15 protein-coding genes are annotated in these 19194 nt (G+C 71.0%); 2 read left to right on the top strand and 13 right to left on the bottom strand.

The window, feature by feature from the left end:
- Positions 1-152 precede the first annotated feature (152 nt).
- The 12 genes from L0965_RS12655 to lepA are packed head-to-tail and all read right to left on the bottom strand — an operon-like array spanning position 153 to position 12002.
- Positions 153-1088 carry an NADP-dependent oxidoreductase gene (locus L0965_RS12655; RefSeq protein WP_101306309.1) on the bottom strand — a complete coding sequence of 312 codons (936 nt, stop codon included), beginning with the start codon at positions 1086-1088 and terminating at the stop codon, positions 153-155.
- A gap of 1 nt (position 1089) precedes the next feature.
- Complete coding sequence (era, locus tag L0965_RS12650; protein ID WP_060958940.1) at positions 1090-1998, bottom strand: GTPase Era; 909 nt, start codon at positions 1996-1998, stop codon at positions 1090-1092.
- On the bottom strand, positions 1995-3314 hold the full coding sequence (locus tag L0965_RS12645; protein WP_060958941.1) for a hemolysin family protein: 1320 nt from the start codon (positions 3312-3314) through the stop codon (positions 1995-1997). The genes era and L0965_RS12645 overlap by 4 nt, the downstream gene beginning before the upstream one ends.
- Positions 3311-3778 (bottom strand): rRNA maturation RNase YbeY, encoded by a 468-nt coding sequence (gene ybeY, locus L0965_RS12640; protein ID WP_101306308.1) that lies wholly within the window; start codon positions 3776-3778, stop codon positions 3311-3313. Before ybeY ends, L0965_RS12645 begins: the two co-directional genes overlap by 4 nt.
- Positions 3775-4923: a PhoH family protein gene (locus tag L0965_RS12635; RefSeq protein ID WP_060958943.1), complete on the bottom strand. Its 1149-nt coding sequence runs from the start codon at positions 4921-4923 to the stop codon at positions 3775-3777. Before L0965_RS12635 ends, ybeY begins: the two co-directional genes overlap by 4 nt.
- Positions 4874-5221, bottom strand: a complete 348-nt coding sequence (locus L0965_RS12630; protein WP_101306307.1) for an HIT domain-containing protein — start codon at positions 5219-5221, stop codon at positions 4874-4876. Before L0965_RS12630 ends, L0965_RS12635 begins: the two co-directional genes overlap by 50 nt.
- A gap of 23 nt (positions 5222-5244) precedes the next feature.
- Positions 5245-5997 carry a 16S rRNA (uracil(1498)-N(3))-methyltransferase gene (locus tag L0965_RS12625; protein ID WP_101306306.1) on the bottom strand — a complete coding sequence of 251 codons (753 nt, stop codon included), beginning with the start codon at positions 5995-5997 and terminating at the stop codon, positions 5245-5247.
- Between the two features lies 1 nt (position 5998).
- Positions 5999-7111, bottom strand: a complete 1113-nt coding sequence (gene dnaJ, locus L0965_RS12620) for a molecular chaperone DnaJ (RefSeq protein WP_060958946.1) — start codon at positions 7109-7111, stop codon at positions 5999-6001.
- 52 nt (positions 7112-7163) lie between these two features.
- Positions 7164-8201: a heat-inducible transcriptional repressor HrcA gene (gene hrcA, locus L0965_RS12615; RefSeq protein WP_060958947.1), complete on the bottom strand. Its 1038-nt coding sequence runs from the start codon at positions 8199-8201 to the stop codon at positions 7164-7166.
- A gap of 58 nt (positions 8202-8259) precedes the next feature.
- Positions 8260-9477, bottom strand: coding sequence for a radical SAM family heme chaperone HemW (hemW, locus tag L0965_RS12610; RefSeq protein ID WP_101306304.1), 1218 nt, complete (start codon positions 9475-9477; stop codon positions 8260-8262).
- Positions 9477-10127: a DUF1990 family protein gene (locus L0965_RS12605; RefSeq protein ID WP_060958949.1), complete on the bottom strand. Its 651-nt coding sequence runs from the start codon at positions 10125-10127 to the stop codon at positions 9477-9479. Before L0965_RS12605 ends, hemW begins: the two co-directional genes overlap by 1 nt.
- Positions 10128-10151: 24 nt before the next feature.
- Positions 10152-12002 carry a translation elongation factor 4 gene (gene lepA / locus L0965_RS12600; protein WP_060958950.1) on the bottom strand — a complete coding sequence of 617 codons (1851 nt, stop codon included), beginning with the start codon at positions 12000-12002 and terminating at the stop codon, positions 10152-10154.
- A gap of 303 nt (positions 12003-12305) precedes the next feature.
- On the opposite strand from lepA, the gene L0965_RS12595 reads away from it, so the two are divergent.
- Positions 12306-17030, top strand: a complete 4725-nt coding sequence (locus L0965_RS12595; protein ID WP_101306303.1) for an ExeM/NucH family extracellular endonuclease — start codon at positions 12306-12308, stop codon at positions 17028-17030.
- An 83-nt stretch (positions 17031-17113) separates the two neighbouring features.
- Positions 17114-17857, top strand: coding sequence for an alpha/beta fold hydrolase (locus tag L0965_RS12590; protein WP_101306302.1), 744 nt, complete (start codon positions 17114-17116; stop codon positions 17855-17857).
- On the opposite strand, the gene L0965_RS12585 is transcribed toward L0965_RS12590, so the two are convergent.
- On the bottom strand, positions 17787-19088 hold the full coding sequence (locus tag L0965_RS12585; RefSeq protein ID WP_223848925.1) for an MFS transporter: 1302 nt from the start codon (positions 19086-19088) through the stop codon (positions 17787-17789). The genes L0965_RS12590 and L0965_RS12585 overlap by 71 nt on opposite strands.
- Positions 19089-19194 lie beyond the last annotated feature (106 nt).

Here is a 19194-nt window from a genome sequence, read left to right as displayed (position 1 = left end):
TCTCTCGTCTGATGAGGGCGGGCCGCCGGCGGCAGGAAATGCCAAGCTCCGCGACGAGGAAGGCCCTAGAACGAGGTCTCGTCGCGGCGGCTAAGAAGGAGGCCGAACGCGCGCATGACGACAGCGTACACCGCCATGCGAGGCGGTGCGACTCACGGGATCAGCGCCAGCGCTCCGCCGGGGTGTCCTTCCGCGAGCAGCGCGAGCGCAGCCGGCGCCTCGCTGAGCGGGAACGTCCGAGCCACCGGGACGACGAGCGTGTCAGCCTGCGCGGCCGCGACGAGCCCGGCGCGCGCCTCGTCGCGGAAGCGGGCGCTGTCCGGCAGGGCGCCGGCGATCCAGCGGAAGCCGTCCTGCCGGGCGCGCGCGGGATTCACGATCGTCACGATCCGATGCCGGTCGGAGACGACGGCGAGCGAGACGTCGATCGCCTCGTCGGTGCCGACGGCATCCAGCGCCGCGACGATCGGAACGTCGCCCGTGACGGCGGCCAGACGCTCGGAGAGGCCGGGTCCGTAGACCACCGGCTCGCCGCCGAAGCGACGCACGCGGTCGAACGAGGTCTCGGCTGCGGTGCCGATGACGTGGACGCCGCGCAGTGCGGCCAGTTGCAGCACGGCCACGCCCACGGCGCCCGAGGCGCCGTGCAGCAGGATCGTCTCCCCCGGCTTCGCCTCCACGACGTGCAGCATCTCGGCGGCGGTCGTGCCGGTGAGCAGGAGGTTCGCGGCCTCCGGGTGGGTCAGCGGCGACGGCTTGTGGAACGCCGTGGCGGCATCCACGGTCAGAGCCGTCGCGTAGCCGCCGGCGATCCGGAACGCGACGACCTCGTCGCCGATCGCGGCGGGCCCCGACCCGATCACCGTGTCGGGGCCGAGAGCGACGATCTCACCCGAGACCTCGTACCCGATCGCGACGGGCCAGGACTGACCGTTCTCGGCGGCGACGTGCTTCGCGTCGGCGGGGTTCACACCGGCGGCGTGAACGCGGATCATGACCTCGCCGGGGCCGGGAGCGGGCACCTCGACATCGGCGAACTCCCACGTCGCGGGCGTTCCGGCCCGGCGGGCGATCCACTGGCGCGCCACGTCAGAACCCCAGCCGTCCGAGCTGCTTGGGATCGCGCTGCCATTCCTTCGCGACGCGTACGTGCAGCTTCAGGAACACCTTCGTTCCGACGAGGGGTTCGATCTGCGCCCGCGCCCGCGCACCGACGGCCGCCAGTCGCGACCCCTTGTGGCCGATGATGATCGCCTTCTGGCTGTCGCGCTCGACGACGAGGTTCGCGTAGATGTCGGTGAGCTCGCCTTCGTCGCGGCGGGAGATGTCGTCGATGGTCACGGCGATCGAGTGCGGCAGCTCGTCGCGTACGCCCTCCAGCGCCGCCTCGCGGATGATCTCCGCGATCCGGTCCTCGAGGGACTCGTCGGTGACCACCCCCTCCTCATAGAGCGCGGGGCCGGTCGGCATGAGCGTGAGCAGCTCGTCGGCGAGCACGTCGAGCTGTTCGTTCGCGACGGCCGACAGCGGGATCACGGCGTCCCAGTCCTCGCGCAGGCTGTCGACCTCCATGAGACGCTCGGTGATCTCGTCGCGGGAGGCGATGTCGGTCTTGGTGACGATGGCCACCTTCTTCGCCCGCGGGTAGCCGTCGAGGGATGCCGCGATACGGCGGTCGCCGGGGCCGACCTTCTCGGTCGCTGGAACGAGGAAGCCGATGGCGTCGACGTCGCCGAGTACCTGCTCCACGAGGTCGTTCAGGCGCTGTCCGAGCAGCGTGCGCGGCTTGTGGATGCCGGGGGTGTCGACGATCACCAGCTGGCCGGCCGGGCGGTTGACGATGCCGCGGATGGCCCGCCGGGTGGTCTGCGGCTTGTCGGAGGTGATGGCGACCTTCTCGCCCACGAGGGCGTTGGTGAGGGTGGACTTGCCCACGTTGGGCCGACCCACGAAGGTCACGAATCCCGATCGGGTGCGGTCGTCGGCGGGAGGGGTCATCGGCCGGCCTCTTCTCGTTCGGTGCGGCGTTCATCGCCCCAGGCGGCGTCGACGGCCCGGAGTCGGTCCGTGGCCTCGACGAAGACGGTGGCCAGACCCCGACCGCGGCCGCGCGAGGTGCCGCCGGTCAGTCGCAGGCCGGAGTACTCGGCGGTCGCGCCCGGAAGCGGCACCCGTCCGAGGAGCTTGCCGAGCAGACCGCCGATCGAGTCGACGTCGTCATCCTCGAGCTCGAGGCCGAACAGCTCCCCCACCTCGTCGAGGCCGAGGCGTGCGCTCACGCGGTAGCGTCCCGCGCCGAGCTCGACGACCTCGCTCGAGCGCGGGTCGTACTCGTCGGAGATTTCGCCGACCAGCTCCTCGATGAGGTCTTCCAGGGTGACGAGGCCGGAGACGCCGCCGTACTCGTCCACGACGAGGCAGACGTGCACGGCATCCCGCTTCATCTGCTGTAGCAGGGTCTCGGCCTTCATCGATTCCGGCACGAACACGGCGGGGCGTGCGATCTGCGCGACGGGCGCGTCGCGCCACGCCGTCTCGTCGCGGTAGGCGAACTGCACCAGGTCCTTCAGATAGACCACGCCGGTGATGTCGTCGGCCTCGCCGTCCGCGACCGGGACGCGCGAGACGCCCTTGTCGAGGAACAGCTGCATGGCCTCCTGGGTCGTCGCGGCGGCATCCATCGTCACCATGTCGGTGCGCGGGACCATGACCTCCCGCACGAACGTGTCGGTGAACTCGAACACGGAGTGGATGAGTTCGCGGTCGTCCTCCTCGATGAGGTCCTGCGACGCGGCTTCGTCGACCATGCTCAGCAGCTGCTCCTCGCTGGCGAACGAGGTGCCGCGGTGGATGCCGGGCGTCACCCGGTTGCCGACGATGACGAGGAGGTGCGCGAGCGGGCCCAGAACGATGCGTGCGCCGCGCACGAGGGGCGCGCAGGCGTGCAGGAGTCCCCGGGCATGCTGGCGACCCACGGCGCGGGGACTGGCGCCCACGAGGACGAACGAGACCACGGTCATCAGGATGGCCGCGGCCAGCATCGCCCACCAGATGCTGTCGAAGGCGAGGGTGAAGGCCACCGTGACCACCACCGCCGCCGTCGTCTCGGCCAGGATCCTGATGAACACGACCGCGTTGCCGTGCGCCTCGGGATCGGCGCCGATGCGCGCCAGCGCCACGCCGTTGCGACCGGTGACGGACATCTCCGCCAGGTCGGCGCGGGAGGTCACTCCGAGCGCGGCATCGAGGGCGGCCATCAAGCCCCCCAGCGCGACGAGGAGGGCGGCGGCGACCAGGAGGAGGATCTCGGTCATGCGCGTCGTCGGCGCTCGGACACGTGGAAGGCCGCGATGAGGTCGCGCTGGAGCCCGAACATCTCGCGCTCCTCCTCCTTCTCGGCGTGGTCGAATCCGAGCAGATGCAGCAGGCCGTGGGTGGTCAGCAGGATGAGCTCGTCCATGGTCGTGTGACCGGCGGCCTGGGCCTGCGTCTCGGCGACCTGCGGGCAGAGCACGATGTCGCCGAGCAGCCCGGGCGGCGTGGGCTGCTCCTGGGTGCCGGGGCGCAGCTCGTCCATCGGGAAGCTGAGCACGTCGGTCGGCCCCGGCTCGTCCATCCACTGCACGTGCAGGGCCTCCATGGCGCCCTCGTCGACGAGCAGCATCGCCACGTCGGCGTCGGGGCTGACGTGCAGCTCCGCGAGGTTGTTCTCGGTGAGGCGCAGCAGCACCGTCTCGTCGATGTCGACGCCGGACTCGTTGGTGATCTCGATGGTCATGCGCGTCCTCGCTGGGTTCCTCGCGGCGGCAGGTGGTCTCGGGGGCCGCCGCCTCGGGTCTGGCCCCGCCGCTCGGCGCGGCTGGCGAACTCGGAGGCCTCGTCGCGTTCGCGTCGCGACGCGAGCCGCTGCTCGTCGTACACGCTGTACGCGTCGACGATGCGTCCGACGAGGCTGTGGCGGACGACGTCCTCGCTGGTCAGCAGCGAGAAATGGATGTCGTCGATGTCCTTCAGCACGCGGGTCACCAGCCGGAGTCCGGAGGCGCCCTGCGGCAGGTCGATCTGGGTGATGTCGCCGGTCACGACCATGCGCGTGCCGAAGCCCAGCCGGGTGAGGAACATCTTCATCTGCTCGGGCGTCGTGTTCTGCGCCTCGTCGAGCACGACGAACGAGTTGTTCAGGGTGCGCCCGCGCATGTACGCCAGCGGGGCGACCTCGATCGTCCCCGACGCCATGAGCTTGGGGACGATCTCCGGGTCCATCATCTCGTTGAGCGCGTCGTAGAGCGGTCGCAGGTACGGATCGATCTTGTCGGTCAGCGTGCCCGGGAGGAACCCGAGGCGTTCACCGGCCTCGACGGCCGGTCGCGTCAGGATGATGCGGTCGACCTCCTTGCGCTGCAGCGCCTGGACGGCCTTCGCCATGGCGAGGTAGGTCTTGCCGGTCCCGGCCGGGCCGATGCCGAACACGATGGTGTTCTCGTCGATCGCGTCCACGTACCGCTTCTGACCGAGCGTCTTCGGTCGTATCGTGCGGCCGCGCGAGCTGAGGATCGCCTCGCCCAGCACCTCTGACGGCCGTTCGCCCGTGTCGGCGCGGAGGATCCGCTCCGATGTGCGCACGTCGGCGGGCTCCAGGCCCTGGCCCGCCCGCGCCATGGCGATCAGCTCGTCGACGAGTGCGCGTGCCCGGGCCACGACATCCCGATCCCCGCTGAGGGTGATCTCGTTGCCCCGTACGTGCACCTCGACATCCGGGTGCTCACGCTCGACGACCCGCAGCAGGCGATCCTGCGGTCCGAGCAGCTGCACCATCGCGATGCCGTCGGCGAGGATCCGCTCGACGGCCGCGCCCTGTTCGCTGTCGGCGGGTTCAGCCACCGAGGCTCCCTTCGTCGAGTCCACCGGCGAGGACGTGGGCATGCACGTGGAACACCGTCTGCCCCGCGCCGGAGCCGGTGTTGAAGATCAGACGGAAGTCGCCGTCGGCGTGCTCGGCGGCGAGCGTGTGGGCGAGGCCCACCATCTCGCTGAGCAGAGCGGGGTCGGATGCCGCGAGCTCGACCACGTCGCGGTGCGCCGCGGACTTGGGGATGACCAGCAGATGCACGGGCGCCTGCGGTGCGATGTCGCGGATCGCGAACACGTTCTCGGTCTCGGCGAGGATCTCGGCCGGGATCTCCCCCTGCAGGATGCGCGTGAAGATGGACGGTTCGCTCATACTCCGAGTGTAGTCAGCGCCCGTCACCAGCGGCCGAGCCGGGCGTTGACGATAGCCAGGGCGGCGGGCCCGGCCGTCGAGGTGCGCAGCACCGTATCGCCGAGGCGCACGGCGATCGCGCCGGCCTCCGTGAGCTCGGCGATCTCCTCCGCGCTGACCCCGCCTTCCGGGCCGACCACGAGCACGACCTCCGCGACGTCGTCCAGCGCAACGGCGGTGAGCGCGGTGCGGGCGGTCGGCTCCAGCACGAGCACGCGCGCCCGGTCTGCGCGCGCGGCCAGTTCGCGCGTCGTGAGCACGGCGCCGACGGTGGGGGTCCAGGCGCGGTGCGCCTGCTTCGCCGCCTCGCGCACGATGCTCTGCCAGCGGCCGACTCCCTTGACGGCCTTCTCGCCCGTCCAGCGCGAGATGCTGCGTGCCGCCTGCCACGGCACGACCTCGTCGATGCCGAGCTCGGTGGCCGCCTGCACCGCGAGCTCGTCGCGGTCTCCCTTCGCGAGGGCCTGGGCGAGGACGATGCGGGGGCTCGCGGCCGCCTGCTGCGACCGCGACGTCACCGACACCACGACCCGTTTGGGGGCGGATGCGGTGACGACGCCGGTCAGCCAGACGCCCCGGCCGTCGCCGACGGTCACCTCCTCGCCGATGCGCACGCGCCGCACGACGGCGGCGTGATGCGCCTCCGCGCCCGTGATGACGACCTCGTCGCCGGCGTCGGCGGTCGACACGTCGGCACCGTCGACCGATGGCACATCGACGAGGAAGTGGAGCGCCATGTCAGCCGCGGAACCGGTCGCGGAGCTTGGAGAACATGCCCTGGTGGAACTGCGCCAGCCGGGGGGCGGGAGCCTTGGTCCGCTTGGCGAAGTCCTCGATGAGGGCGCGTTCCTTGGCGTCGAGCTTCGTGGGCGTGACGACCTGCACGCCGACGCGCAGATCGCCGCGCGTGCCGCCGCGCAGCGGCGTGATGCCGCGACCCTTGACGGTGAGCACATCGCCGGACTGCACCCCCGATCGGACCTCCAGGTCGACGTCGCCGTCGAGCGAGGAGATCGTGGTGCGGGTACCCAGGATCGCGTCCGGCATCGACACCTCCAGCGTGGCGAGCAGATCGTCGCCTTCGCGGCTGAAGACCTCGTGGTTCGCGACGGTGACCTCGAGATAGAGGTCGCCGTTGGGTCCGCCCGCGGGACCGACCTCGCCGGACCCGGGCAGCTGCAGGCGCAGGCCGGTCTCGACGCCGCCGGGGATGTCGACCGACACCGTGCGGCGCGCGCGCACCCGGCCCTGCCCCTGGCAGGTGGCGCACGGGTAGGGGATCGTCGTGCCGTAGCCCTGGCACGTGGTGCACGGCTGCGACGTGACCACGTTGCCGAGCAGGCTGCGCACCGTCCGCTGCACCTGGCCGGAGCCGTGGCAGATGTCGCAGGTGGTCGGCTGCGTGCCGGGCTGGCAGCACGAGCCCTGGCAGGTGTCGCAGAGCACCGCGGTGTCGACCTCGATGTCGCGGTGCGTGCCGAAGACCACGTCGGCGAGATCGAGCGTGACGCGCACGAGCGCGTCCTGGCCCCGCTCCCGGCGCGATCGGGGTCGTCCGGTCCGGGCTCCGCCGCCGCCGAAGAAGGTCTCGAAGATGTCGCCGAAGCCGCCGAAGCCGGCGCCCGCTCCCCCGCCGAAGGGCGAGCCGTCGCCGCCCATGTCGTAGCGCTGACGCTGCTCGGGGTCGCTCAGCACGTCGTAGGCGTGCGTGACGAGCTTGAACCGCTCGGACGCATCGGCGCCCGGGTTCACGTCGGGGTGCAGCTCGCGCGCCAGACGCCGGTACGCCTTCTTGATCTCCTCGGGGCTCGCGTCACGGGAGACGCCCAGGACTTCGTAGTGGTCGGCCACAATCGCCTTTCCTGCCCTCTCGGGCGCGGGTGGGTGTTCGGGAGCGGATCGCTCAGCGGGACGCGTCGTCCTCGTCGAGGAGCCGGCTCAGATAGTGCGCGACGGCGCGGACCGCCGCGAGGTTGGTGGGATAGTCCATGCGCGTCGGACCGAGCAGGCCGACGCGGGCACGGGTTCCGGTCGTGTCGTAGTCGCTCGTCAGGACCGAGGCCTCCGTTAGACCGAACGCCGCGTTCTCGCGCCCGATGCTCGCGGCGAGACCGTGTTCGTCGGCGACCATCTCCCCCATCAGCCGCAGGAGCGTGACCTGCTCCTCGATGGCCTCGAGGAGCGGATAGATGCTGCCGCGGAAGTCGCTCTCACGTCGGGCGAGGGTCGCGCTGCCGGCCATGACCAACCGATCCTGGCGGAAGTCGTCGAGCTCCTCGCCGACGATCCGGGCGACGACCCGCAGCGCGTCGTCGATGCGGGTTCCGGCGGGCACGGATGCCGCGAGCTCCGCGATCGCGGCGGCGGCGTCTCCGACGGGCTTCCCGGTCACGAGTTGGGCGATCGCGGTCTTCACCTGTGCGGCCGACTGCTCGCTCAGCTCTTCCGCGAGGAAGGCGACCCGCTGCGAGACGCGCCCCGTGTCGGTGACCACGATGACGACCACCCGCGCGCCTCCGAGGTGGACGAACTCGACGTGCGAGACGTTCGCCCGCGCGAACGAGGGGTACTGGACGATCGCGACCTGTCCGGTGAGCTGGGTGAGGGCGCGCACCGTCCGCATCAGCAGATCGTCGAGATCGCCCGGGTCGCTGAGGAAGGACGAGATCGCCGAGCGCTGCGCGCCCGAGAGGGGACGCAGCTCCGCGAGGTGGTCGACGAAGACGCGGTAGCCCTTGTCGGTCGGCACACGCCCCGACGAGGTGTGCGGAGCGGCGATGAGCTCTTCGTCTTCGAGCAGCGCCATGTCGTTTCGGATCGTGGCCGCGGAGACCCCGAACTGGTGTCGTTCGACGATCGCCTTGCTCCCGACCGGCTCGTGCGTGTCGACGTAGTCCTGCACGATCGCGCGGAGGACCTGCAGGCCGCGTTCCGAGACCATCACTCCTCCTCGTTGGCACTCCGGGTTGTCGAGTGCCAATCCTACCGCGTGCGCCGCCTCAGACGGTGAGGGCGCGGACCACGGCGTCGGCGAGAAGGCGTCCCCGCCGCGTGAGCACCACACGTCCGCGCACCGCGGCGGCGCCGTCGATGAGGCCGTCGGCGATCAGGGCGGCGATGGCGTGACGGCCCTCGCCGGTGAGATCCGAGACGGCGATCCCCTCCGCGATGCGCGAGCGCAGGAGCACGTCTTCGAGCCGGCGCGCCGCGGCATCCGGGCGCTCGCGCGCCGCCGCGGGCGACTCGTCGGCGGCCAGGCGCTGCGCGTACGCGGCCGGATGCTTGACGTTCCACCAGCGCAGCCCGTCCACGTGGCTGTGCGCCCCCGGGCCGTAGCCCCACCAGTCGGTGCCCCGCCAGTAGGCCAGGTTGTGCCGGGAGCGCTGCTGCGGGCTGCGCGCCCAGTTCGACACCTCGTACCAGTCGTAGCCGGCGGCGGCGAAGGCCTCGTCCGCCAGCTCGTACATGTCGGCCTGCAGGTCGTCGTCGGGGGCCGCGACATCGCCGCGGCGGATCTGCCGCGCCAGTTTGGTGCCGTCTTCGATGATGAGCGCGTATGCGGAGATGTGGTCGGGCTCGAGCCCGACGGCCGTCTCGACCGAGCGTCGCCAGTCGTCGAGCGACTCCCCCGGCGCGCCGTAGATGAGGTCGACGCTGACGTCGAGACCGGCGGTGCGCGCCGCCGCGACGGCGGTGCGCACGCCTGCCGGGTCGTGCGTGCGGTCGAGCGCCGCGAGCACGTGCGGCACGGCGGACTGCATGCCGATCGACATCCGCGTCACTCCGGCGGCGGCGAGCTCGCGCGCGAGGGCATCCGTGACGGTGTCGGGGTTGGCCTCGACGGTGACCTCCGCGCCGTCGGCGAGGCCGAAGCCGGTGCGGACGCCGTCGAGCATGCGGGCGAGGTCGCCTCCGGGCAGCAGGGTGGGGGTGCCCCCGCCGAAGAAGACGGTGGATGCCGCCCGCAGCGGCCCCCGCGCGCTCAGCACCTCCCGCGACAGCGCGATCTCGCGCAGGACCTCGTCGGCGTAGGCGTCTTGCCGTGCCCCGCGCAGCTCGCCGGCCGTATAGGTGTTGAAGTCGCAGTAGCCGCAGCGGACACGGCAGAAGGGCACGTGCAGGTACACCCCGAAGTCACGATCGGGGTCGATCACGATGTCGGGGGGCAGGGCGCCGTCGGAGGGCGCGGGATCGCCGAGAGGGAGGGCGGATCCCATCAGGCGGGGGTCGTGTACATCGGGGAGATGGCGCGCAGATAGCCCCGGAAGAGCTCACGGCGGCGGCGCTTGAGCAGGGGCGGGATCAGCCGGTACAGCGCCGAGACGGGGCGGTCGAAGGCGCGCACCGTGAAGCGCACCTCGTCGTTGTCGGCCCACGTCACGACGAAGGACTCCTCACCGCTGACGACCGAGCCGCCCACGGTGCCGAGCGCGAAACCGACCCGACGGGGCTCCTCGATCGCGTAGATGACCCGCAGCTCGCCGTCGGCGCTCATGCGCTTGACGTGACCGTGGACGCGGATCGTGGTGCCCGCGGCCACGTACGGTGTGCCGTCCGCATCGAAGCGCTGGTCGGCCTCGAGGCGGCTCGCGACCGTGGGCGTGCCGTCGATGTCGTAGCCGACGCCCGTGTACATCGGGCCTGCCGCCGGGCGCACATCGCTGATCTGCAGTCCGGCGCCGCGCAGGGCCGACCACGACAGGAGGGCCTCCGCGGACGACTCGAAGCGAGCCTGTCCGCTGCCCAGCAGCAGCGAGTCCTCGGCCGGGACACTGTTTTCCGGCGGGTAGCTCATGAGGTCGTGCGCCTGCGTCGCACCGACCGCGGCGTAGTCGACGGTGTCGTCCTGAAAGCTTCCGCGACGCATGGTCTCCAGCCTAACGGGGGCGTCCTACTTCTTGTCCTTGCCCTCGACGTCGCCCGAGAGGGCGGCGATGAAGGCCTCCTGGGGCACCTCGACGCGACCGACCATCTTCATGCGCTTCTTGCCCTCCTTCTGCTTCTCGAGCAGCTTGCGCTTACGCGTGATGTCGCCGCCGTAGCACTTCGCGAGCACGTCCTTGCGGATGGCGCGGATGTTCTCGCGGGCGATGATGCGGGCGCCGATCGCGGCCTGGATCGGCACCTCGAACTGCTGACGCGGGATGAGCTTGCGCAGACGCTCGGTCATGAGGGTGCCGTAGGCGTAGGCCTTCTCGCGGTGCACGATCGAGCTGAAGGCATCCACCTTCTCGCCCTGCAGCAGGATGTCGACCTTCACGAGGTCGGCCTCCTGTGAGCCCGCCGGCTCGTAGTCGAGGCTCGCGTAGCCCTGCGTCTTCGACTTCAGCTGGTCGAAGAAGTCGAACACGATCTCGCCGAGCGGCATGTTGTAGCGCAGCTCGACACGGTCCTCCGAGAGGTAGTCCATGCCCAGCAGCGTTCCGCGGCGCTGCTGACACAGCTCCATCACCGTGCCGACGTAATCCTTGGGCAGCAGGATGCCGACCTTCACGACGGGCTCGGACACCGAGGCCACGCGGCCGTCGGGGTACTCGCTGGGGTTGGTGACCACGACGTGCTCACCGGTGTCGGTCGTGACCTCATACGTCACCGACGGCGCGGTGGTGATGAGGTCGAGGTCGAACTCGCGCGAGAGGCGCTCGGTGATGATCTCGAGGTGCAGCAGACCGAGGAATCCGCACCGGAAGCCGAAGCCCAGCGCCACCGAGGTCTCCGGCTCGTACTGCAGCGAGGCGTCGGACAGCTTCAGCTTGTCGAGTGCTTCGCGCAGATCCGCGTAGTCGCTGCCGTCGATGGGGTAGACGCCGCTGAACACCATCGGCTTCGGGTCGGTGTATCCGGCCAGGGCCGTCGTCGCCGGCTTGCGATGGTTGGTGATCGTGTCGCCGACCTTCGACTGGCGCACGTCCTTCACGCCGGTGATCAGATAGCCGACCTCGCCGACTCCGAGCCCGCGCGTCGGGACGGGTTCGGGACTGGACACACCGATCTCCAGCAGGTCGTGCGTCGCGCGCGTCGACATCATCTGGATGCGCTCTCGCGGCTCCAGCTTGCCGTCGACCATGCGCACATAGGTGACGACGCCGCGGTAGGCGTCGTACACGGAGTCGAAGATCATCGCCCGTGCGGGGGCCGACGCATCGCCGACGGGCGCCGGGATGCGCTCGACGATGCGGTCGAGGAGCTCTTCGACGCCCATGCCGGTCTTGCCCGAGACGCGCAGCACGTCGTCGGGTGAGCCGCCGATGAGGTTGGCGAGCTCCGCGGCGTACTTCTCCGGGTCGGCGGCGGGGAGGTCGATCTTGTTGAGCACGGGGATGATCTGCAGATCGTTCTCGAGCGCGAGATAGAGGTTCGCGAGGGTCTGCGCCTCGATGCCCTGAGCGGCGTCCACCAGGAGGATGGCGCCCTCGCACGCCGCCAGCGACCGGGAGACCTCGTAGGTGAAGTCGACGTGACCCGGGGTGTCGATCATGTTGAGGGCGAAGGTGCCGTCCGAGGTCGCCCACGGCATCCGCACCGCCTGCGACTTGATCGTGATGCCGCGCTCGCGCTCGATGTCCATGCGGTCGAGGTACTGCGCGCGCATGTCGCGGTCGGACACGACGCCCGTGATCTGCAGCATGCGGTCGGCCAGCGTCGACTTGCCGTGGTCGATGTGGGCGATGATGCAGAAATTGCGGATCAGCTCTGGAGGGGTCGCAGACGGCTCGAGAGGCTTCAGGGCGCGCGGTGACATGTCCCGAGCAGTCTACCGGCGTCGCCGCGTCGCGCCCGCCCGCGGCGGCGGCACCCTATCCGACGGCGACGGCGGCGCGCCAGAGAACCGGCCGATGAGAAAGAGTTAACGCTTCCCGCCCTTGTCCGGGCGGCCCGGCGCCGCCGATGCTCGATCTCAGACCCGATGACACGGGGTGCCGTCGCGTGTTCACCTGCACGCAACCGCCCCGCCCCCCGGCATCCCCATCATGGGTCCGAATCCACACTGACGGACGACCGCTCGGCGGCCGTCGCTTGTTGCATGCGAAACCAGGGAGAACACGTGTCAGATCAGACACCGGACGCACCGCGTCCCACCGCCGACAGGCGGAAGCGACGCTCGGTCGTCGCCGCCATCACAGCCGGAGCCCTCGCCTTCAGCGGTCTGGGGCTCGCCGCCCTTCCGGCGCGAGCCGCCGTCGACACCGGCGCGGCTGTGCTCATCAACGAGGTCTACGGCGGGGGTGGCAACAACGGCGCGACCTACACGCACGACTTCGTCGAGCTCGTCAACGTCTCCTCCTCGGCGGTGAGCCTGGAGGGGTGGTCGCTGCAGTACGCCTCGGCCACCGGCACCACGTGGACCAAGAACACCCTCTCCGGATCGATCCCGGCGGGATCGACCTTCCTCGTGCAGGAGAAGATCGGTGCCGGCGGCACGACCGCCCTGCCCACGCCGGACGCGATCGGCGACCTGGCCATGAGCGGCACCACCGGCAAGGTCGCACTCGTGTCGAGCGCGGCGGCGATCACGGGCCCGACGGATGCCGACGTCGTCGACTACGTCGCCTGGGGCTCGGCCGCCGCGCCCGCCGCCGGCGGATCGCCCGCCCCCGCGACGACGAACGCGACGAGCATCACGCGCGACGCCGCCCACACGAACACCGCCGTCAACGGCGCCGACTTCGTGGCGGCCGATCCCACGCCGCAGAACGCGGCCGGTAACGTCCCGTCGCCCTCGCCGACCGCCTCGCCGACGGCATCGCCGAGCCCGAGCCCGACGTCCACGGCTCCCGGCACCGACACCGTGACTCCCATCGCGGCGATCCAGGGCACGGGCGACGCCACGCCCCTCAACGGCCAGACCGTCACCACGGAGGGCGTCGTCACCGCGCACTACCCGGTGGGCGGCTACAACGGCTACGTCATCCAGACGCCCGGCACCGGCGGTGCGATCGATCTGGGCAGCCACACCGCATCCGACGCCGTCTTCGTGTACACCAGGACCGCGTCCGTCGCGAACGAGGTCGCGCTCGGCGACACCGTGCGGGTGACGGGGACGGCGGGCGAGTTCAATGGACTCACCCAGCTGAGCGTCGAGGCCGGCAAGACGACGAAGATCGCCGATGCCGCGAAGCCGGCGCCGGTCACGCTCACGAGCTGGCCGACGTCGATCGCGCAGCGTGAGAGCCTCGAGTCGATGCTCGTCACCGTCTCGAGCACCTTCACGGTCACCAACACGAACAACACGAACCGCTACGGCGAGGTCGGTCTCGCCGCCGGGACGGGAGTGCTGCGCCAGCCCACCGACGTCGCGCGCCCCGGCTCCGCCGAGGCGGAGGCCGTCGCGGCCGACAACCTCGCGCGCGGCGTCGTCCTCGACGACGGCGGATCGCTCGACTACGCCGCGCGTGCGAACAGCGGCACCGGAGCGCTTCTCAACGGCGACCTGACCCCGGCCTACGTCTCCGTCGACCACCCGGTCGTCGTGGGCGGCACCGCCACCCTCACCGGCTCGTTCGTCCTCGACTACCGCAACAACGCGTGGAAGCTGAACCCGGCATCGTTCCTGCCCGGCGACGGTGTCACGCAGGGTCAGGCCACGTTCAGCAATCCGCGCACGGCGGCACCGGCCTCCGTCGGCGGCGACCTCAGCGTCGGCTCGTTCAACGTGCTCAACTACTTCACCACGCTGGGCTCGTCGAACGCGGCGTGCCAGCCGTACACCGATCGCGCCGGCGTCGGCACCAACGTCCGCACCGGGTGCGACCTGCGTGGCGCCTGGGGTGCTGCCGACCTCGCGCGCCAGCAGTCCAAGATCGTCTCGGCGATCAACACCCTGGACGCGTCGGTCGTGGGTCTGATGGAGATCGAGAACTCGGCGAAGACCACGCCGAGCACGCCCGACACGGCGGTCTCCACGCTCGTCGACGCACTCAACACCGCGGCGGGCTCCTCGAAGTGGGCATACGTGCCGGCATCCGCGCAGCTGCCCGACGCGTCCGAGCAGGACGTCATCCGCAACGCGATCATCTACCAGCCCGCTCGTGTGGAGCGGGTGGGCGACGCGCTCGCGCTGGGAACGCTGTCGGGCTCCGGCCAGGCGTTCGACAACGCCCGTGAGCCGATCGCGCAGAAGTTCGCACCGGTCGCGGGCGGCGAGCCGTTCCTGTTCGTCGTGAACCACTTCAAGTCGAAGGGCTCGTCCGGCGCGTCGGGCGCGCAGGCCGACCAGAAGGACGGCCAGGGCGCCTGGAACCCGGCGCGCGTCGCGCAGGCGACCGCGCTACGCGACTGGGTGACGTCGCTCACGAGCACCGGAGACGCCGCCGTCCTCGTCGGCGACTTCAACTCCTACACTCAGGAGGACCCGCTGAAGGTCCTCTACGACGCCGGGTACACGGATGCCGAGTCGGGGCTGGAGCTGGGTCGCTCGACCTACTCCTTCGACGGTCTCTCCGGTTCGCTCGACCACGTGCTCCTCAACGAGGCCGCGTGGAAGCGCGTGACCGGCGGCGACGTCTGGAACATCAACTCCGGTGAGTCGGTGGCGCTCGAGTACAGCCGCTACAACAACCACGGCACGCTGTTCTGGCAGGAGGGGCCCTATCGCTCGAGCGACCACGATCCGTTGAAGGTCGGGCTGTCCGCGGGCGCCGGAGCGCCGACGACGATCGACATCCTCACGATCAACGACTTCCACGGACGCATCGAGGCCGGCAACCAGGGCGAGGCCGGCGCGGCCGTGCTCGCCGGTGCGGTCGCGACGAAGAAGGCGCAGAACCCGAACACGGTTCTCGTGTCTGCGGGAGACAACATCGGCGCGTCGACGTTCACCTCGCTGATCCAGCAGGACTCCCCGACGATCGATGCGCTGAAGGCCTCCGGGCTCGAGGTCTCGGCGGTCGGCAACCACGAGTTCGACCGTGGCTTCGCCGACCTCAGGGACCGTGTCATCCCGCGATTCGGCGGCAACGTCGATCCGTCGGGCGCGACGCCGGAGCAGATCGCGGCGGGTGCGCCTTACGCACTCGGGGCGAACGTCTACCTGAAGGGCACGAAGACGCCCGCGCTGGCCGAGTACGCGATCAAGACGATCGACGGCGTGCGTGTCGCCTTCATCGGCACCGTCACCACCGACACCGCCACGATGGTCGACCCCGCCGGTATCGCGGACCTCGACTTCGGCGACCAGCTGGAGGCCGCGAACCGGGTGGCGGACGAGATCGCAGACGGCGACCTCGCCGACGTGACGGTGCTGCTGACGCACTCCGGATCGTCGGTGTCGAACCAGTGCGAGGCGGTCGCCACCGACCCCTCGGCCTTCGGCGCCCTGATCCGCGGCGCGTCCGCCCACATCGACGCCATCGTCTCGGCGCACACGCACCAGACGTACGCGTGCGAGGTGCAGGTCGCGTCGACGGGCGGGCTGCGTCCGGTCATCCAGGCCTCGGAGTACGGCAAGGCGCTGGGACAGCTGACCGTGACGTACGACAAGCGCGCCGACGAGCTCGTGTCGATCTCCCCGACGATCACGACCTTCGCCAGCACGCCGTTCACCCCGGATGCCGAGGTCGCGGCACTCGTCAAGGGATTCAGCGACCAGGCCAACACCATCGGAGCGCAGCCCGTGGGCACGATCACGGGCGACATCCTGCGCGGCGGGACGAAGGGCTCCGACCGTGGAGTGGAGTCGACGATGGGCAACACCGTCGCCGACGTCTACCTGTGGGCGACCAGCACGAACCCGGCGTACGCGGGGAAGAAGGCGCAGATCGCGCTCATGAACCCGGGCGGGCTGCGCGCGGACCTCACCTACGTCGGCGACGGCACGGTGACCTACAAGCAGCTCGCCGACGTGCAGCCCTTCGCGAACACGCTCGTGACGGTGACGCTCACGGGTGCCCAGCTCAAGGACATCCTCACGAGGCAGTGGCAGGCGACGGGTGACCGCCCGAAGCTGCACCTCGGCGTCTCGCAGGGCTTCTCCTACGAGTACACGGAGGACGCGCCGCCGGCCGGTCAGAGCGCATCGCGGTCGGGGCACATCGTCTCGATGTCGCTGAACGGCACGAAGATCGCCGACACCGACACCTTCACGGTGGTGACGAACTCGTTCCTCGCCAACGGCGGTGACGGTTTCGCGCCCTTCGCGCAGGGGACGGATCGCACCGACACCGGCCAGGTCGACCTGGCGGCTACGCTCGCGTACGCCGCGGCGGTCGACCCGATCGCCCCGTCGGCGCTCGGCCGGGCGAAGCTCGTGACCGGCACGCCGACACCGGAGCCGTCGCCGACGGGCACTCCGACCGGCTCCCCCACCGCGTCGCCGACCGGCTCGCCGTCGCCGTCTCCGACGACGACCGCGCCGTCGACGGGCGGATCGGGCGTGGGCGTGTCGACGACCGGCCTCGCCGCCGGCGGTCGCATCGAGCGCGGCTCGTCCTTCACCGTCACCCTCACCGGTCTCGGCGCCGGAGAGCAGGTCGCGGCGACGCTGAACAGCCAGCCCATCGTGATCACCGGCATCCCCGCCGCGGACGCGAGCGGACGGGTCACCTTCACGGTGGCCGTGCCGCGGACGCTCGAGACCGGCACGCATCACCTCATCGTGCTGGGCGCCGACGGTCGCGTCGTGCTGAACCTGCCGCTGGAGGTGGTGGGTGAGGGCGTGCTCGCCACGACGGGCGCCGAGCTCCCCTGGGGCCTCGCGCTCGGCGGTGCGTTCCTGCTCGCAGCGGGCATGATGCTCGCGATGACGACACGCCGCCGCCGCGTCGTCGGCTGATCCGCGCGTCCCGGCGGCCCCGGCCCCGCTTCGGCGGGTGTCCGGGGCCGTCGGCGTGCGTGGCCACCGTTTAGGCTGGCCGGGTGAGGACGACCGTGGTGATGGTGCACGGCATCCGCACGTCCGCCACGATGTGGCGCGCGCAGGTGGTGCATCTCGAGGACCGCGGGGTATCCGCGATCGCCCTCGATCTCCCCGGTCACGGCACGCGAATGGCCGAGGAGTTCACCCTCGACGGCGCCTTCGCGACGATCGACATCGCCGTCCGCGCGGCGGCCGGGCAGGGCCGCGTGCTGCTCGTCGGGCATTCGATGGGCGGACTGCTCTCGATCGCGTACGCCGGCGATGAGACGCGCCCCCCGCTCGACGCCTTCGTGGCGGCCTCGTGCACGGCCATCCCGCGCGGACTCGCGCTGCAGACCTACCGGACGCTCGCGCGCGGCTTCGACCGTCTCCCGGGGCGGGGCGCTCCCATCGCCGAATGGGTTCTCGATCGCACACTGCCCTCGGAGACCCGTGCCGACTTCGGCGCCGGCGGCTACGCCTACGACGCGCAGGACATCGCGCTGCGGAGCCTGTCGGTGCTGGATCTGCTGGCCGCCCTGCGCCGGATCGACGTGCCCACGTGGTTCGTCAACGGGCAGTTCGATCAGCTGCGCGTCAACGAGCGGCTCTTCGCCTCTCTCGTGCCCGGCGCGGAACTGATCGTCGTGCCGCGCACGTCGCACCTGGTCACCGCGATGCGCCCGCGGGTCTTCAACGCCGTGCTCGATCTGGCGCTGGCGACGATGGATGCCGCCGGGGAGCCCGCACCATCAAGGTCATGAGGCCGCCCACCACCGACATCACGGCGGAGCCCAGGAACAGCAGCCAGAATCCGCCCACCGCCGCGACGAGTCCCGCGCCGATGAGCGGCCCGAGGAGCTGACCGAGGCTCGCGGCCACGTTGACGAAGCCGAGGTCGCGCGCACTGTCCTCCGCGAACGGGAGCAGGTCGGTGCCGAGGGCGAGACCCACCGACATGTACGCGCCGTAGCCGACGCCGAGCAGACCGGCCGCCACGAGCGACATCTCGAACGACGGGAACACCGCGAGCAGGAGTGCCGCGCCGCCCTGCACGAGCGCGGCGCCGACCGTCAGCCCTCGTCTGTTGCCGGTGCGATCCGACACCGCCCCGGCGAGCACCGAGGCGAGCACGACGAACACCGTGTACACGACGATCAGCAGCAGGAGCTCGTCTTGAGCGGCGGCCGGGTCGCGGTGGAGGCCGTACAGCAGGAAGAAGAGCAGCAGCCCCGTGCCGAGTGCGTTGCCGATGTTGGCCACGAGGCGGCCCCACAGCATCCACGCGAAGTCTCGATCACGGAAGGCGGCGAACCGGGCCGACAGCGCGCGGCGCGTGCGCGCGGTCGCCGACGCCGCCGGTGCGGGCGGGTCGGGCAGCAGCAGCGCGCCCGCTCCTCCGGCGACGAGCAGGATGGCGCCGAGCATGAGGTAGCCCGCGACCACGCCGAGTCCGAGCAGCACGACGACGCCGACGCCGACCACGATGCCGAGCGCCTGCGAAGAGGAGATCGCCGCCGACGCCGTGCCTCGCTGGGCCGACAGCTGGTCGGCGATCATGGCGGTGAAGGCGGCGGAGGCGACGGCGACGCCGACCGACACGCCCACCCATGCGACCCCGACGCCGAGGGGCCCGGTCGCGAAGGCGATCGCGACCAGCGACCCCGCCCCGAGGAGCACACCGCCCAGTGCCCACGGGCGCCGGCGCCCGAACCTGCCGCGCGTCCGATCGCTCATGCCCCCGGCCAGCGGTCCGGCGATGACCCCGGCGAGGCCTCCCGCCGCGAGCACCAGGCCCGAGGAGACGACCCCGGAGATCCAACGGTCGGCATCACCCGGGGTGTCCAGCTGCAGCGGGATGAGGAGTTGGAGCGGGGTGAGCTGCGCGGTCCAGATCGCGAGCCACGCGAGGGTGAACAGTGCGAACCAGCCCGCGCCCGCGCGGCGGCCGGAGGTCGGGGCGGTCGGGGCGTTCTGGGGGGACCCTGCGCTCACGGGAGGCTCCTTCGTCGGTGCTCCGTCGGATCGGCCGGATCGGGCCCGGTCGATCCGATCATGCCCCACGCGCGCGGGTGCGCGGCGCATTGCGGGGTCGCCGCGC

This window comes from Microbacterium sp. NFH-22A-Y, assembly GCF_021401375.1.
Lineage (GTDB): Bacteria > Actinomycetota > Actinomycetes > Actinomycetales > Microbacteriaceae > Microbacterium > Microbacterium hominis.
This window is presented reverse-complemented; position numbering and strand designations above follow the sequence as displayed.